Consider the following 14,756-nt stretch of genomic DNA (forward strand, 5'->3'; position numbering starts at 1 on the left):
CGGCTCGGGCGCAGCCGCGGGACAGGGAGAGAGGCCGACATGGGCGACTACGGGCACCCGTTGACCTTCGGGTCGTTCCTGACGCCCGGAAACGCCGACCCGAGCCGGGTGGTGGGCCTCGCCGTGCTGGCCGAGCAGGTCGGGTTCGACCTGGTCACCTTCCAGGACCACCCGTACCAGCCGGCGTTCCTGGACACCTGGACGCTGATGAGCTTCGTGGCGGCCCGGACCCGCACCGTCCGGCTGGCCGCGAACGTGACGAACCTGCCGCTGCGCCCGCCGGCCGTCCTGGCCCGCAGCGTGGCGAGCCTCGACCTGCTCTCCGGCGGCCGGGTCGAGCTGGGCCTGGGCGCCGGCGCGTTCTGGGAGGCCATCGAGGCCATGGGCGGGCGTCGGCTCTCCCCGGGGCAGGGCGTGCGGGCCCTGGCGGAGGCGATCGAGGTCATCCGCCAGGTCTGGGACGCGGACGCGCGCGGCGGCGTCCGGGTCGACGGCGAGTTCCACCGGGTGGTCGGCGCGAAGCGGGGCCCCGCGCCCGCCCACGACGTGGGCATCTGGCTCGGCGCGTACAAGCCGCGCATGCTGGCCCTGACCGGGCGCCGGGCCGACGGGTGGCTGCCGTCGCTGGGCTACCTCCAGCCCGGCGACCTCGCCCGGGGCAACGCCGCCATCGACGAGGCGGCCCGGGAGGCGGGCCGGTCCCCCGGCGACGTCCGCCGGCTGCTCAACGTGACCGGCCGCTTCACCCCGGTCGGCCGCGGCCTGTTGCAGGGCCCGCCCGAGCAGTGGGCGGAGGAACTCGCCGAGCTCGCGCTCGGCGACGGGATCAGCACCTTCATCCTGGGCAGCGACGACCCCGAGGACCTGCGGCGCTTCGCCGCCGAGGTCGCTCCCGCCGTACGCGACCTCGTGGCCGCCGAGCGCACCGCCGCCACCGCGCCCGACGCGCCGGGACCGGTGCCGGTGACCGCCCCGACGGAGCCGCCGGTCGAGCGTCCGCCCGCCGGGGCGGGAGCCTTCGCGGTCGTGCCGACGCCCGACGACGGCGTCCGCCGCAGCGCGATCCGGGTCTGGGACGAGACCACCCGGCCGACGGGCCCCGCGCCGGACCCCGCCCGCACCTACACCCCGCACGACCAGGCCGGCGCGCAGCACCTCGTCGACGTGCACGACGGGCTGCGGGCCGAACTCGCCCGCCTCCACGACCTCGTCGAGCAGGTGGGCGCCGGGCTGCTCGACGCGGGCACGGCCCGCTCGCACATCAGCACCATGACGATCCGGCAGAACAAGTGGACGCTGGGCACCTACTGCGAGTCGTACTGCCGGGTGGTCACCACCCACCACACCCTCGAGGACCGGGGGATCTTCCCGCACCTGCGCGCCGGCGACCCCCGCCTCGCGCCGGTGATCGACCGGCTGGAGCAGGAGCACCACGCCATCCACGACGTCCTGGAACGGGTCGACCGCGCCCTCGTCGCGTTCGTCTCCGTCTCCGACGGGATGGCCGAACTCCGCGCGGCGGTCGACCTGCTCAGCGACACGCTGCTGTCCCACCTCGCCTACGAGGAGCGCGAACTCGTCGAGCCCATCGCCCGCCTCGGCCTGCGCTGAGCCCGTGTCGGCCCGCACCGAAGCCCGCCTCGGCCTGCGCGGACCCGCCCCGGCGCGGCGGCCCGGTGACGGATGATCGGGGCATGGAACGACGACCGGAGCGCGGGCACCGCTGCGTGCCGCACACCGCCGACGTCCGCATCGAGGCGTGGGCGCCTACCCGGGAGGAGTGCGTGGCCGAGGCGGTCGCCGCGATGGTCGGGACGTTCGTCGACCCCGCCGGGGCACCGCCCGGCGGCGAGCGGGAGTTCCGTGCGCCGGCCGGCGACGACGAGGACCTGCTGGTGGCCGTACTCGACGAGGTGATCTTCCGGATGGAGACGGAGGGCGAGCTGCCGCTGCACAGCGAGGTGGCCGACGACGGCGCCGGCGGCCTGACGGTGCGCTGGCGCACGGCGGGCACCGACGCCGTCGAGCTGGTCGGCGCGGTGCCGAAGGCCGTCTCCCTGCACGAGCTGCGCTTCGGCCGCGACGGCGAGGGCTGGTCCTGCGCGGTGACCCTCGACGTTTGACATCCTTCCCCGCCTAGAGTCGGGGAATTCCCACCCTCGCAAGTTGGGGTTCCTGGTTCACCGCAGACCGCACGGAAGGAGTTCCTTCGTGTCTGACGTCCGCTCCGCAGGCGTTTTGTGTCTCGACCAGCCCGGCCGCGACAGCGATGTTCTGGGCGGCGTTGACGTCCCGGTCATGCCGGGTGCCGCAACCCGGACACGACCAATGCCGTGTGCCGAGGGAAAGCTGGGCGAGCAGGTGCCCGCACGCCGAACACGTCTTCGACGACGGGTACCAGCGGTCCACCACCGCGAGGATACGGCCGTCGCGGTGCGCCTTGTAGGTCAGCAGGGTACGGAACTCGGCCCAACCGGTACGCGAGATCGCTCTGGCCAGGCAGCGGTTGCGGACCATGTTCGCCACCGCCAGGTCCTCCACCGCGATGGCGGCGAACCGGCGCACCAGGGCGGTCGACTGCTGGTGCAGGAAGTCCCGACGCGCGTCACGTACCCGCGAATGCGCCCGCGCCACCCTCCGTTTGGCTTTGGCGCGGTTGGCGGAACCCTTCTGCCGGCGGGCCATCATCCGCTGATACCGCTTGAGTCGGCGTTCCCTCCGTTCCATGTGCCTCGGGTGGGGGATGCGCTCGCCGGTGGACAACACCGCGAAGTCGGTCAGACCGAGGTCCACGCCCACCACCCCAGCCGTCGGTTCGGGTGCGACGGGTGCCTCAACGTCGACGGCGAACGTCACGAACCAGCGGCCGTCCGCCTCACGCGACACCGTCACCATCGTCGGACCCAACCCCGCCACGTCCAGGTCCGGCCACGACCACACAAACCGCAGCACGCCAGGTGTCTTTCCCAGCAACAGGTTTCCGCCGCGCAGCCGGAACGCCGACCGGGTGAAACTGGCGGACTGGCGGCCGTGCCGCGACTTGTACCGCGGATACCGGGCCCGCTTGGCGAAAAACGCCGTCATGGCGGTGTGCTGGTGCCGCAGCGTCTGCTGCAACGGCACCGACGACACCTCACCCAGAAACGCCAGATCGGGCTGCTTCTTCATCTCCGTCAACGCCCGATCCGTCTCCGCATAGGAAGTGGACTTCCCTTCGGTGTGCCAACGAGCATGACGGGCAGCGAGAGTGCGATTCCAGACCACGCGCACACACCCGAACGTGCGGTTCAACACCACCGCCTGCTCCGGCGTCGGGTAAGCCCGACACCTGTACGCCGTCCGCACAAGACCAAGCTAACCACAAAGGACAGTCACAGCTGACAACGCATCCGGCGTTCCTCCCCGCACTGCGGGACGGGGCATCCTGGCGGTGAGCCGCCGGCTCAGCCCTTCACCACACCGAGCGGCACCAGCCGGGCCACCTTCCGGCACAGCCCGGCACCCTCGGCCGCCGCCACCACCGCCGAGATGTCCTTGTACGCCGACGGCATCTCCTCGGCCAGGCCGCGCCGGGACGCGCCGCGCACCGCGATGTCCTGCGCCTCCAACTGGCCGCGCGGGTCCTGGCCGCGCTCGGCCTTCACGGCCTGCTTGCGGCTCTGCACCCGCCCGGCCCCGTGGCAGGTGGAGGCGAACGCGGGCGCCCCCGGCACGCCGGTGAGCACGTACGAGCCGGTGCCCATCGAACCGGGGATCAGCACCGGCTGGCCGACGTCGCGCAGGTCGTCGGGCAGGTCGGCGTGGCCCGGGGGCAGCGCGCGGGTGGCGCCCTTGCGGTGCACGCAGAGCGCGCGCCGCTCGCCGTCGACGTCGTGGTCCTCGATCTTGGCGAGGTTGTGCGAGATGTCGTAGACCAGGTCCAGCCGGCTGCCGGTCACCCGTGCGAAGACCTTCCGGGCGGCGTCGGCCAGCAGTTGCCGGTTCGCCCGGGCGTAGTTGGCGGCGGCGGCCATCGCGCCCAGGTAGGCACGGCCCTCGTGGGAGGAGACCGGCGCGCAGGCGAGCTGCCGGTCCGGCACGTGGATGTTGTGCCGGGCCATCACCTTCTCCATCGCGCGGACGTAGTCGGTGCAGATCTGGTGGCCCAGCCCCCGCGACCCGCAGTGGATCATCACGCAGACCTGGCCGGGGCGCAGACCGAAGACGGTCGCAACGGTGTCGTCGTACACCTCCTCGACGGCCTGCACCTCGAGGAAGTGGTTGCCGGAGCCGAGGCTGCCGACCTGGCGCGCACCCCGCTCGATCGCCCGCTCGCTGACCTCGGCCGGGTTGGCGTCGCCGACGGCGCCGTAGTCCTCGCAGCGGTGCAGGTCCCGCTCGACGCCGAAGCCGCGCTCGACCGCGTACCGGGAGCCGCCGCGCAGCACCGCGTCGAGTTCCGAGCGAGAGGAGAGGTGCCACACCGCGCCCTTACCCATCCCGCGCGGGGTGGCCTCGCCCAGCCCGTCCATCAGCGCGTCGAGCCGGGGCCGCAGCCCGTCGCGGTCCAGGTCGGCGGCGAGCAGCCGGACCCCGCAGGAGATGTCGAAGCCCACCCCGCCGGGCGAGACCACCCCGCCGTGCGCGACGTCGGTGGCGGCCACCCCGCCGATCGGGAACCCGTAGCCCCAGTGCACGTCGGGCATGGCGTACGAGGCGTCGACGATGCCGGGCAGCGTGGCGACGTTCGCGACCTGCTCCAGCGACTTGTCCGCCCCGGCGTCGGGCAGCAACGACCGGGACGCGAAGACCACACCCGGCACCCGCATCGGGTCGTGCCGGTCGATCCGGAAGCGGTACGGCGACTCCTCGACCAGCTCCATTCCCGGCGGCTACCCGGGCGAGCGCCCCTTACACCCGCGTCCCGGTGTCGGCCCGCCCGGCCGGCCGGCGCATCGCCCAGACGCGGGGACCGCCGTCGGGCACCCGCGCCTGGCCGGTGACCGCGAAACCGAGCCGCTGGTAGAACCGCACGTTCGGCTCCGACGAGGTCTCCAGCACCGCCGGCAGGCCGGCATGGTCGGCCTCGGCCAGGCCGGGCCGCAGCACCCGGGCGCCCAGCCCCCGGCCCTGGTCGGCCCGGCGCACGCCGACGGTGGCGAGCAGGAACGCCGGCTCGGCCGACCGCAGCGAGGCGCAGGCCGCGTCGGCGGCGAGCAGCGCCGCGTGCCGGTCGCCGGCCAACTCGGCGTTGCGCGCCGCCACCCCGGCCCAGACGTCGTCCGGGACCGGCCGGTCGGGGCGCAGCCACACCGCCACGGCGACCGGTCGACTGTCGGGGCCCACCGCGGCCCAGGCGTCGCCGTAGGGCAGCCCGACCGCGTCGACGGTGCCGGCGAACATCGCCTCCAGCCGCTCCCGATGCCGGTCGGCCGCCACCGTCCAGGCCATCCAGGGATACCCGTCGAAGGCGTCGGCGAGCACGGCCGCCGCCCCGGCGGTCGACTCCGGCCCGATCCGGCGTACCTCGAACTCCATGCCGCCCTCCTCGCGCGCCGCCACCCGGTCGGCGCAGTGCGCGATCATGTCACGGCGTCCGGGGCCGGCGCCCGGGAATTTCGGGCTCGCGCCGGGCTCCTCACAGGCGGTAGAACGCGCGGTAGCGGCGAATCAGCCGCCACTGCACCACCACCGCCGCCACGGTCAGCAGGATCATCACCAGGGTCGCGGCGGCCGCGTAGCCGTAGCGCAGGTACTCGAAGCCGGTGCGGTAGACGAACAGCGACAGGTAGGTGGTGGCGTACGGGGGCGGGCCGCCGTCGGTGACCACGAACGCCGGCACGAACGTGAAGTGCAGACTCTGGATGGCGTCGCGCACCGCCAGCAGCCCGAGCACCGGCGCCATCAGCGGCAGCGTGATCCGACGGAACACGTCCCAGCCGGTGGCGTCCTCGATCGCGGCCATCTCGTAGACGTCGCGGGGCAGCGCGCGGCGGGCCGCCAGCAGCACCACGAACGTCTCCCCCATGGTGAACAGGCTCATCAGGATGATCGCGGCCCGGGCGTCGGTCGGGTCGGTGAGCCACTGCGGCGGGGTGCGGCCCAGCGCGGTCAGGCCGTTCTCCCCGCCGGTGCGCAGCAGCTGGTTGATCGGGCCGTAGAGCGGATTGAGCAGCCACAGCCAGAGCAGCCCGTAGGCGATCTCCGGCACCGCCGTGGGCAGCACCGCCGCCGTGCGGGCGGAACCGACCCCGAGCGCCCGACGGTGCAGCAGCAGCGCCAGGCCGAGCGCGAAGAGCACCCGCAGCGGTACGGCCACCAGCGCGAAGACCAGCGAGTTGGTCAGCGACACCCGGAACACCGGGTCGTTGACCAGCGCCGTGAGGTTGTCCAGCCCCACCCAGCGTGGCGGGCGCAGCAGGTCGTACTCGGTGAAGGCCAGCGCCAGGGTGACCGCGGCGGGCAGCAGCACCAGCCCGACCAGGCCCACCAGGTACGGCGCCAGCATCAGCGCCAACTGCCGGCGGGAGCGGCGGTCCGTGGTCGTCACGGGGCGTACCGGCGGCCGGAGTCGGCGTGGAAGACGTGCACGTCGGCCCAGCGCACGCCGACGCGTACCGCCGCACCGCGCTCGGGCCGGCGGGCCGCGGGCACCCGGGCGACGACCGGGTGCCCGCCGGCGAGGGTCAGGTACGCGTACGCGTCCTCGCCGACGACGTCGACCCGGTCGACGGTGGCGTCCGTGCTGTCGGCGGCGTCGAGGGTGACCGCCTCGGGCCGGAAGCCGATCTCCAGCTCCTCGGCGGCCCCGACGGGCGCGGTGCCCGACGGCACGAGCACCCCCGCGGCCGGGAGCAGGTTCATCGCCGGGGAGCCGACGAAGCGGGCGACGAAGGTGCTGGCCGGGGTGCGCCAGATCTCGTCAGGCGTGCCGACCTGCTCGATCCGCCCGGCGCGCAGCACGGCGATGCGGTCGGCGAGCACCAGGGCCTCGGTCTGGTCGTGGGTGACGTGGACCATCGTGGCGCCCAGCCGGTCGTGCAGGGCGCGCAGCTCGGCGCGCAGCTCCACCCGCAGCGCCAGGTCGAGGTTGGACAGTGGCTCGTCGAGCAGGAACACGTCGGGCTCCCGCACCAGGGCGCGGGCCAGCGCCACCCGCTGCCGCTCCCCGCCGGAGAGCTGCCCGGGCCGCCGGTGCAGCAGGGCGGCGCAGCCGACGGCCTCGGCGGCCGCGCGGGCCCGATCCCGGGCGACCGCGCGGGGGGTGTCGCGCACCTCGAGGCCGAAGGCGATGTTCTCGGCGACGGTCAGGTGCGGGAAGAGCGCGTACGACTGGAACACCATCGACACGTTGCGCCGGCCGGGACGGTCGGCGGTGACGTCCCGGCCGGCGATGCGGACCCGGCCGGCGGTGACCGGTTCCAGGCCGGCGACCACCCGCAGCACCGTCGACTTGCCGGCCCCCGACGGGCCGAGCACCACCAGCAGTTCCCCCCGGGCGACGGTCAGGTCCACCTCGTGCAGCACCGTCGACCCACGGTAGGCGGCGGAGACGCCCGCCAGGGCGAGGCCGGGGTCGCTCACCCGTGCTCGCCGCGGGCGAACAGGGGGCGGGTCTGCTGGTCGAGGTCGCGGATCACGTCGTCGAGCCGGTCACCCCGGTGCATGGCGTTCTCCAGGATGCCGTACGTCGCGTCCTCGATCTCGGGCCAGGTGGAGACGGTGGGCAGCGCCCGGACGGTGGGGATGGCGTCGAGGAAGACCTTCGCGCTGCGCGGCGGCTGGGCCGGGCCGAGGAACGCCGGCGACCGCGACACCCCGATGTGGGACGGGACGGTGCGGCCGGTGGCGGCGACGATGCGTTGGCCCTCCTCGGCGATGGCGAACTCCAGGAACCGCCACGCGGCGTCCTTGCGCTTCGCGCCCCGGGTCATGCAGTACGCGTCCGAGTGCAGCACCCCGACCTGCTCCTTGTATACGGGCAGCGGGGCGACGTCCCATTCGAAGCCGGTTATGGAGCGGAACGTGGTGGTGGAGCGGCGGGAGCTCATCAGCATGGCGAGCCGGCCGTTGGCGAACCGCGACTCGTCGTCCTCGGCCTCGACCTCCTCGTCGGTGGGCACCACCCCGTACGCCAGCCGCAGGTCGACCAGGTTCTTCAGCGCCTCCCGGGCGGGCGGGGTGTCCAGGGTCAGGCGGGTCGGCCTCGTCGGGTCGTCGACGAGCTGGCCGCCGTTGGACCAGACGAACGGGGCGAGCCGGATGATGGACGGCTCGACGCCGAGGCCGTGCACGGCGGGGCGCAGCGCCGCGCCCTCGCTCTCGGTGGCCTTGACGACCACGCCACGGGAGTCGCGGGTCATCGCGGACGCGGTGGTGAGCAGGTCGTTCCAGGTCCAGCCGGCCTTCGGCTCGGGCACGCCGTACTTCGCGAAGAGGGTGCGGTTGTAGTAGACGGCGAGGCTGGAGACGTTCTGCGGCAGGCAGAGCTGCCGGTCCTTCCACCGGAACGCGTTCCACGCCACCGGGTAGTAGTCGGCCGGGTCGACGGCGTCGGAGGCGGCGAGCCGGTCGTCCAGCGGCTCGATGACGTCCTTCGCCGCGAACTGGCCGTAGAAGCGGTAGTTCATCAGGAACAGGTCCGGCGGGGCACCGCCGGCCACCGACGTGGCCAGCCGGGCCAGCAGGTCCTTGCGGTCGCTGGCCTCGACGAGCTGCACGTCGGCGCCGGGACGCGCCTTCTCGTACGCCTCGACGAGGGTGCGGTAGGCGGCGAGTTCCTCCGGCGCGCCGAAGACCAGCAGCCGCACCGGGCCGTCGTCGGACGCCCCGGAGCCGGAACCGCAGCCGGTGGCGGCCAGCACGGCGGCGAGCAGCAGGGCGAGCAGCGCCTTCGGTCTCATCGTCGGTTCTCTCTCCGGTCGCATCGTCAGTCTCGTCCCGTCGGGTCGTCGTGGTGGAGGAAGCGCCGCTGGGCGAGCACGAAGACGGCCAGCGCCGGCACCGTGGCCAGCACCGCGCCGGCCAGGAACACCGGGAAGTTCGTCGGGTCCAGCACCGACAGGGAGCGCAGTGCCAGCGGCAGGGTGAACAGGTCGCGGTCGTAGACGTAGACCAGCGGGTCGAGGAAGTTCGACCAGGTGAGCACGAAGGTGAGCGCGGTGAGGCCGGCGGTGACGGGGCGGACCAGCGGGAGGGCGACCCGCCACCAGGTGCGCATCGGCGAGAGGTCCTCCACCAGGCAGGCGTCGTAGAGGTCCGCCGGCAGCGCCCGGAAGGCCAGGTAGTAGACCAGGACGTAGAGCGGCGAGGTGCCCAGCAACGCCGGGGCGACCAACGGCACCAGGGTGTCGGTCAGGCCGAGCAGCCGGAAGATCGCGAATCGGGGCACCAGCAGGGCCGTGGCCGGCACCATCAGCGCGACCAGGGAGGCCGCCACGACGACGCCGGTGGTGCGCGGGGCGAGCCGGGCCAGCGCGAAGCCGGCCAGGGCGGCGACGAGCACGCTCAGCGGCACCGCGACGACCGCGACCAGGACCGAGTTGAGCGAGGCACGCAGCAACCCGCCCAGCTCGACGGCCTGCTGGTAGCCGGCGGTGGAGACCGGCTCCGGCACCAGCCGCGGCGTGGGCGGCGGGGGCAGGCCGGGCTCGGTGAGCGAGCCGGAGAGCAGCAGCAGCAGCGGCGGGACGAAGACGAGCAGGACGAACGCCGCGCCGAGGGTGCGCCAGGCCCGGCCGGCCGCCTCGGGCAGCGGTGAGGGGCCGCTCGCGCGGCCCCTCACCCGGTCGTTGCCGATGGTCGACTTCCTCAGAGCGCGAGCTGCCAGGCGCCCAGGCCGTGCGAGGCGGCGTAGAGCACCCGCTTGCCGGGCACGACGGTCAGCCCGGCGACCTCGACGTTCGGCATGCCGCGGGCCGCCTTCACCCAGGTCGTGCTGCCCCTGGCCAGCCGCAGGACACCGAAGTCGGTGGCCGCGTAGAGGTCGCCGGTGACGTCGTCGCGGACCAGGTCGGTGATCGGCTGGTCGCCGAAGTCGTACGACCGGTCGGCCCAGGTCGCGCCGGTGCCGGCCAGCTTCACCTCGAACGCGTGGCCGAGGGTGGCCGGGGTGTTCGAGTTGAACCCGCTGTAGGAGACCCACGCCCGGGCCGGGTCGGCCGGGTCGACGTGGATGCTGGTGACGAAGCGGTTGGGCGTGGCGGCGGTGTCGATCCGCGTCCAGGTGACCGCGGCGGCCGGCTCGGCGTCGACGTTGCGGGACACGAACACCCGCCCGGTGCTGGTGGCCGCGTACGCGGTGGACGAGTCGGTGGCGACCCGCTCGACCACCGAGACCGCGCCGCCGGCCCGGTCGCCCCAGGCGGCGTCGGTCAGGTTGACCGTGCCCAGCGGCGCGAAGTCGCCGCACTGTGCCTCGAACGTGCCGGTCCAGGTGTTGCAGATCCGGTCGGCCTCCGCCAGGCTCCGGTCGCCGAGGCCGAAGGTCTTGGTCCGGTAGACGGTGCGGGAGGTGCCGGCGAAGATCGTGCCGCTGACCTTCGGGTCGCTGACCACCGGGGCGTAGAACAGGGTGCCCGGGTGCCCGAAGATCGGGTCGGAGATCGAGATCCAGCTGCCCACGTCCCCGTTGTCGAAGTTCACCTCCGGCGAGGCGTCGTAGAAGGTGTGGAAGCGGAACTCCGGCTTGCCGACGTCGAAGCCCGACGCGCCGCCGTCACCGATCATCGTGTTGACCCAGCGGCTGCGCTGGCCCTTGTTCTCCCAGGTGCCGTTGTCCTGGGTGCCGCCCTGCAGCAGCGTGTGGTCGTGCGGGCTGGCCGACAGGCTGATGAACTGCAGCGTGTTCATGCCCTTGTTGATGCCGTCCAGCTTCGACGGGATCCGCGACAGCATCTGCTTGCAGCGGTCCTTCTGCGCCTGCGTGGCCAGGTTGCGGTCCGGGTTGTCGCACCAGGCCGACCGGTCCACGAACTCGCCGCTGGAGCGCATCACGCCGCCGTCGTTGGCCTCGAAGAACTGGTACGGGTTGCGCGGGTTGGTGACCAGCGCGTGCTGGTCGGGGTGCAGGCCGTTGGGGTGCAGCTCGTCGGTGCCGTCGTAGGTCATGTCGGTGCCGCTGACCCCGGCGTCGGTCGACAGCACCACCGCCCGCTTGTGGGCGACGGTCTCGCCGTAGACGTAGGCGCCGCCGGTGTAGACGATGTCCGGGTGCCCGGCCGGGGTGTGCACGAAGACGTCGTACCAGCACTGGCCGGTGCACTGGTTGTAGGTCGCGAAGCCCGGGTCCGCCGGGTTGGCGCTGGTCAGGTCGGCGAACGCGGGGGCGCCGCCGGCCACGTCGTCGCTGCGGAACAGCCGCGAGTACGGGTTGCCGATGTTGCCCTCGTAGACGTACATCCGGGTCTTGCCGTTCGGCAGGGCGGTCACGTCGATCGCGGCCCGGGTCTGGAAGACGGCCGGGTTCAGCGACGGCTTGATCTGCGTCCAGGTGGCGCCGGCGTCCGCCGAGCGCCACACGCCCCGGGCGTACGAGGAGGCGTAGACGATGTTCGCGTCGCGCGGGTCGAGCTTGACGTAGCGCACCCCGCGCGGCGAGCAGGCGGCGGTGTTGGCATACTCCGCGGCGCTGCCGGTGCACTGGGTGGCGTCGGCCGAGCCGTTGTGGATGAACCTCCAGCTCGCGCCGCCGTCGGTGGACTTGTAGAGGCCCCACTTCTCGGCGTCGGGCACCGGCCGCGTGACGCCGGTGCAGCAGGAGCCGGACATGCCCCGCAGCGCCGTGGTGGTGGCGACGTAGAGGGTCCTGGGGTCGCCGGGCTTGATCGTGATCTCGCCGATCCCCTTGCCGGCGAGCGCGTCCTTGCCCAGCGGGCCCGTCCAGGTGACCCCGCCGTTGGTGGACTTGTAGAGGCCGACGCCGCCGACGCAGCCGGAGGCGCAGGTGTTGGCCTCGCCCGTGCCGACGTAGATGGTCAGCCCGGTCTTGTCGTTACGGTCGATCTTGACCGAGCCGGCGGCGTTGATGCCGAGCGGCCCGCCCAGGTAGAACCACTTCGGCTCGGGCGCGAGGACGTTCAGGGTGCCCCAGACGCCGCCGCCGGCCGGCGTGACGTACGCCCGGCAGAGCAGGGCGTTGCAGTCCGGCGCGATGTCGATCGAGGTGACCCGGCCGCCCGCGACGTACGCGTTCGGCACGTAGTTGCCGGCGTTGCGGAACTCGGTGAACGGGTAGAGGGCCTCGCTCGGGCCGACGTTGACCCAGCCCCGGCTGCCGCCGGCGCGCCGCTCCGCGGCCGAGTACGCCGCCTTCGACCGGTCCATCTGGGCGATGCTGATCGTGCTGGTCGGGTACGCGCGCTCCAGGAACTCCTGCTGCGCGGCGTTGCCCGGGCCGTCCGGCGACATGCCGTCGTTGCCCGGCACGGCCTGGCGCAGCCGTTCCATGTGGGCGCCGAGCGCGCCGGGCATCTCCCCGTCGCCGGACGCGGCGGCGGGAGCCGGCACCTGGGCGCCGGCGAGGTGGATTCCGACGAGACCGGTCGATGCCACCAGGGCACCGACCGCCAGTCCCACGAGCAGGTGGCGACGTCTGCGCTTCACGAGGGTCCCTCCGGCAGATAGGGGCCGCCGCACGGTCCTCCGGATTGGCGACCGTCGCTGGCAGCGTCCACGGTGGAGAATGGCAGAGCGCATCGACGTGGGCAATCCCCCGCATGGACCGGGATCAACGTATGGTTGCATCCGCATGGAACGGGCAGTGCGGCACCATGCCAGCGCGTTACGAGAACCACCCGAAATCGCCGTCGTCACCGGCGCCGACTCCGGCATCGGCAAGGCCCGCCTCGCCCGCCGCCGCGTACGTCACCGGCGCGTCCTGCCCGTCGACGGCGGCATGTTGCCGATGGGACCGCAGGCCAACGCGCTCACCTCCCACGACTGGCGGTCGGTGCGAAAGTGGCGTGACGGCCGTCGACCGGACTGTCCAATCTCGAATCCTCTTGTAGGGTCTCCCCAGCTAGATCAACTACACGGGGAGATGTCGTGCGGGCAGTCAGCAGGAGGACGTTCGGAAAGCTCGTCGGCGCGGCCGGCGCCGGTGCCGCCGGTGCCGGCACGCTGCTCCACGGGCCGGCGCGGGCGGCGGACGGGTGGGTCGCCACCGGCACCGCGGTTGCCGGGCTGAGCAGCTTCGACGACGCCATGAAGTCGTTCATGCAGGCGCGCGGTGTCAGCGCCGGGCAGCTCGCGGTGGCGTACAACGGCCGGCTCGTGCTGGCCCGGGGCTACGGCAACAACTCGGCGGAGACGATCCAGCCGACGTCACTGTTCCGCATCGCGAGCCTCAGCAAGTCGCTCACCGCGGCGGCGGTGCTCCGGCTGGCGCAGGACGGCCTGGTCGGCCTCGACGACCCGGTGACCTCGGTGCTGGACTTCATCCCGCCGACCGGGCAGTCCGTCGACCCGAGGCTGCCGCAGGTGACCCTGCGGCGGCTGCTGCAGCACCTCGGCGGCTGGGACCGGGACCTCACCTTCGATCCCCTGCACGGCCGGGACCACGTCATCGCGCAGGCGCTGGGCGTGCCGCTGGAGCTGCGCAAGGAGGACGTCCTGCGCTACATGGCCGGCCAGCCGCTGCAACACAACCCGGGCAGCACCGTGGCGTACAGCAACTACGGCTACTTCCTCGCCGGCCGCGTCGTCGAGAAGGTCACCGGCCTGTCCTACGAGGCGTACGTCAAGCAGAAGCTCCTCGCGCCGTTGGGCATCACCCGGATGGCGCACGGGAAGGCCCTGACGCGGCTCGCCGGCGAGGTCGGCTACCGGTCGCAGTACACCGGGCGCACCGTGCTGGACGACTCGGGCACCATCGTGCCGGCCCCGTACGGCACCTTCAGCATGAGCCTGCGCGACGCCAACGGCGGGTGGGTCGCCTCGGCGGTGGACATGGTCCGCTGGGCCACCATGCTCGACGGGGCCGGTGGCGTGCTCGACGGCGCCTCGCTGGCCAAGGTCACCGCGGTGCCGTCGACCGGCGTGAACGGCAACGGCTGGTACTACGGCCTCGGCTGGGCCGTGCGCCCCTTCGCCACCAGCGGCGGGACGAAGTACAACATCTGGCACACCGGCAGCCTGGCCGGCACCTACACCCTGCTGGTCAAGAGCTACCAGGGCATGAGCTGGGCGGCGCTGTTCAACCAGCGCGACGATCCCTCCGGCCTCAACTACGGCGACATCGACGGCGCGCTGTGGGCCGCCTCCCGCCAGGTGACCAGCTGGCCGACGCACAACCTCTGGTCGACGTACTTCAGCCCGTGGAGCACCGTGGTGGACGACACCACGGCCGGGCGCTTCACCGCCAGCAGCAACTGGGCCGTCTCGTCCAGCCTCACCGGCCGGTACGGCACCAGCTACCGTCGGGCCGTCCCGGTCGCCGCCAGCGACGTCGCCTGGTACAAGGTCGACGTCCCCGAGACCGGCACCTACCGGGTCGACGTCTGGTACCCGGCGTCCACCGGCAACAGCGCCGCCACCCCCTACATCGTGGCCACCTCGACGGGCAACAAGACGGTGCACGTCGACCAGCGGAGCAACGGCGGGAAATGGGCCTCGCTGGGCACCTACACCCTCGCCCAGGGCGACGGCAACAAGGTGGGTGTGAGCCGGTGGACCTCGGGCACCGGCTACGTGGTCGCGGACGCCATACGCGTCACCCGGGTCTGAGCGTTTCGTGGCGGGGCGGGCGGGGCCCGACGCGCGCTCTGCGCTGGTGGCCC

11 protein-coding genes are annotated in these 14,756 nt (G+C 73.1%); 3 read left to right on the forward strand and 8 right to left on the reverse strand.

Features of this window, described 5'->3' with window-relative positions:
* Positions 1-39: 39 nt before the first annotated feature.
* A complete protein-coding gene (locus ACGF5G_RS18015) occupies positions 40-1,611 on the forward strand; it encodes an LLM class flavin-dependent oxidoreductase (protein ID WP_393263948.1) in 1,572 nt (523 codons plus the stop codon).
* Between the two features lie 83 nt (positions 1,612-1,694).
* Positions 1,695-2,123, forward strand: coding sequence for an archease (locus ACGF5G_RS18020; protein ID WP_393263950.1), 429 nt, complete (start codon positions 1,695-1,697; stop codon positions 2,121-2,123).
* A 13-nt stretch (positions 2,124-2,136) separates the two neighbouring features.
* Here the strand turns inward: ACGF5G_RS18020 and ACGF5G_RS18025 are convergent, their stop codons facing one another.
* From ACGF5G_RS18025 to ACGF5G_RS18060, 8 genes are all read right to left on the reverse strand, one after another.
* Positions 2,137-3,345, reverse strand: coding sequence for an RNA-guided endonuclease InsQ/TnpB family protein (locus ACGF5G_RS18025; protein ID WP_393263952.1), 1,209 nt, complete (start codon positions 3,343-3,345; stop codon positions 2,137-2,139).
* 98 nt (positions 3,346-3,443) lie between these two features.
* Complete coding sequence (locus ACGF5G_RS18030) at positions 3,444-4,862, reverse strand: RtcB family protein (RefSeq protein ID WP_393263954.1); 1,419 nt, start codon at positions 4,860-4,862, stop codon at positions 3,444-3,446.
* Between the two features lie 28 nt (positions 4,863-4,890).
* Positions 4,891-5,517, reverse strand: coding sequence for a GNAT family N-acetyltransferase (locus ACGF5G_RS18035; RefSeq protein ID WP_393264430.1), 627 nt, complete (start codon positions 5,515-5,517; stop codon positions 4,891-4,893).
* 100 nt (positions 5,518-5,617) lie between these two features.
* The gene (locus ACGF5G_RS18040; RefSeq protein WP_393264433.1) at positions 5,618-6,487 is read right to left on the reverse strand and encodes a carbohydrate ABC transporter permease; all 870 of its coding nucleotides are present in this window, start codon (positions 6,485-6,487) and stop codon (positions 5,618-5,620) included.
* 38 nt (positions 6,488-6,525) lie between these two features.
* Complete coding sequence (locus ACGF5G_RS18045) at positions 6,526-7,563, reverse strand: ABC transporter ATP-binding protein (protein ID WP_393263956.1); 1,038 nt, start codon at positions 7,561-7,563, stop codon at positions 6,526-6,528.
* Entirely contained in the window at positions 7,560-8,882 is a 1,323-nt protein-coding gene (locus tag ACGF5G_RS18050) for an ABC transporter substrate-binding protein (protein WP_393263958.1), read from the reverse strand. The genes ACGF5G_RS18045 and ACGF5G_RS18050 overlap by 4 nt, the downstream gene beginning before the upstream one ends.
* A gap of 26 nt (positions 8,883-8,908) precedes the next feature.
* Positions 8,909-9,763: a carbohydrate ABC transporter permease gene (locus tag ACGF5G_RS18055; protein WP_393263960.1), complete on the reverse strand. Its 855-nt coding sequence runs from the start codon at positions 9,761-9,763 to the stop codon at positions 8,909-8,911.
* Between the two features lie 26 nt (positions 9,764-9,789).
* Complete coding sequence (locus tag ACGF5G_RS18060) at positions 9,790-12,582, reverse strand: exo-alpha-sialidase (protein ID WP_393263962.1); 2,793 nt, start codon at positions 12,580-12,582, stop codon at positions 9,790-9,792.
* 441 nt (positions 12,583-13,023) lie between these two features.
* On the opposite strand from ACGF5G_RS18060, the gene ACGF5G_RS18065 reads away from it, so the two are divergent.
* Positions 13,024-14,703, forward strand: a complete 1,680-nt coding sequence (locus ACGF5G_RS18065; RefSeq protein WP_393263964.1) for a serine hydrolase — start codon at positions 13,024-13,026, stop codon at positions 14,701-14,703.
* Positions 14,704-14,756: the final 53 nt, after the last annotated feature.

The sequence above is a fragment of the Micromonospora sp. NPDC047730 genome (assembly GCF_043204765.1).
In the GTDB taxonomy this organism is placed as follows: domain Bacteria; phylum Actinomycetota; class Actinomycetes; order Mycobacteriales; family Micromonosporaceae; genus Micromonospora.

Excerpts from the sequence above, each read along its gene's own strand:
- ACGF5G_RS18015 (WP_393263948.1), top strand. The coding sequence starts at position 40 with ATGGGCGACTACGGGCACCCGTTGACCTTCGGGTCGTTCCTGACGCCC.
- ACGF5G_RS18020 (WP_393263950.1), top strand. The coding sequence starts at position 1,695 with ATGGAACGACGACCGGAGCGCGGGCACCGCTGCGTGCCGCACACCGCC.
- ACGF5G_RS18030 (WP_393263954.1), bottom strand. The coding sequence starts at position 4,862 with ATGGAGCTGGTCGAGGAGTCGCCGTACCGCTTCCGGATCGACCGGCAC.
- ACGF5G_RS18035 (WP_393264430.1), bottom strand. The coding sequence starts at position 5,517 with ATGGAGTTCGAGGTACGCCGGATCGGGCCGGAGTCGACCGCCGGGGCG.
- ACGF5G_RS18040 (WP_393264433.1), bottom strand. The coding sequence starts at position 6,487 with ATGCTGGCGCCGTACCTGGTGGGCCTGGTCGGGCTGGTGCTGCTGCCC.
- ACGF5G_RS18050 (WP_393263958.1), bottom strand. The coding sequence starts at position 8,882 with ATGAGACCGAAGGCGCTGCTCGCCCTGCTGCTCGCCGCCGTGCTGGCC.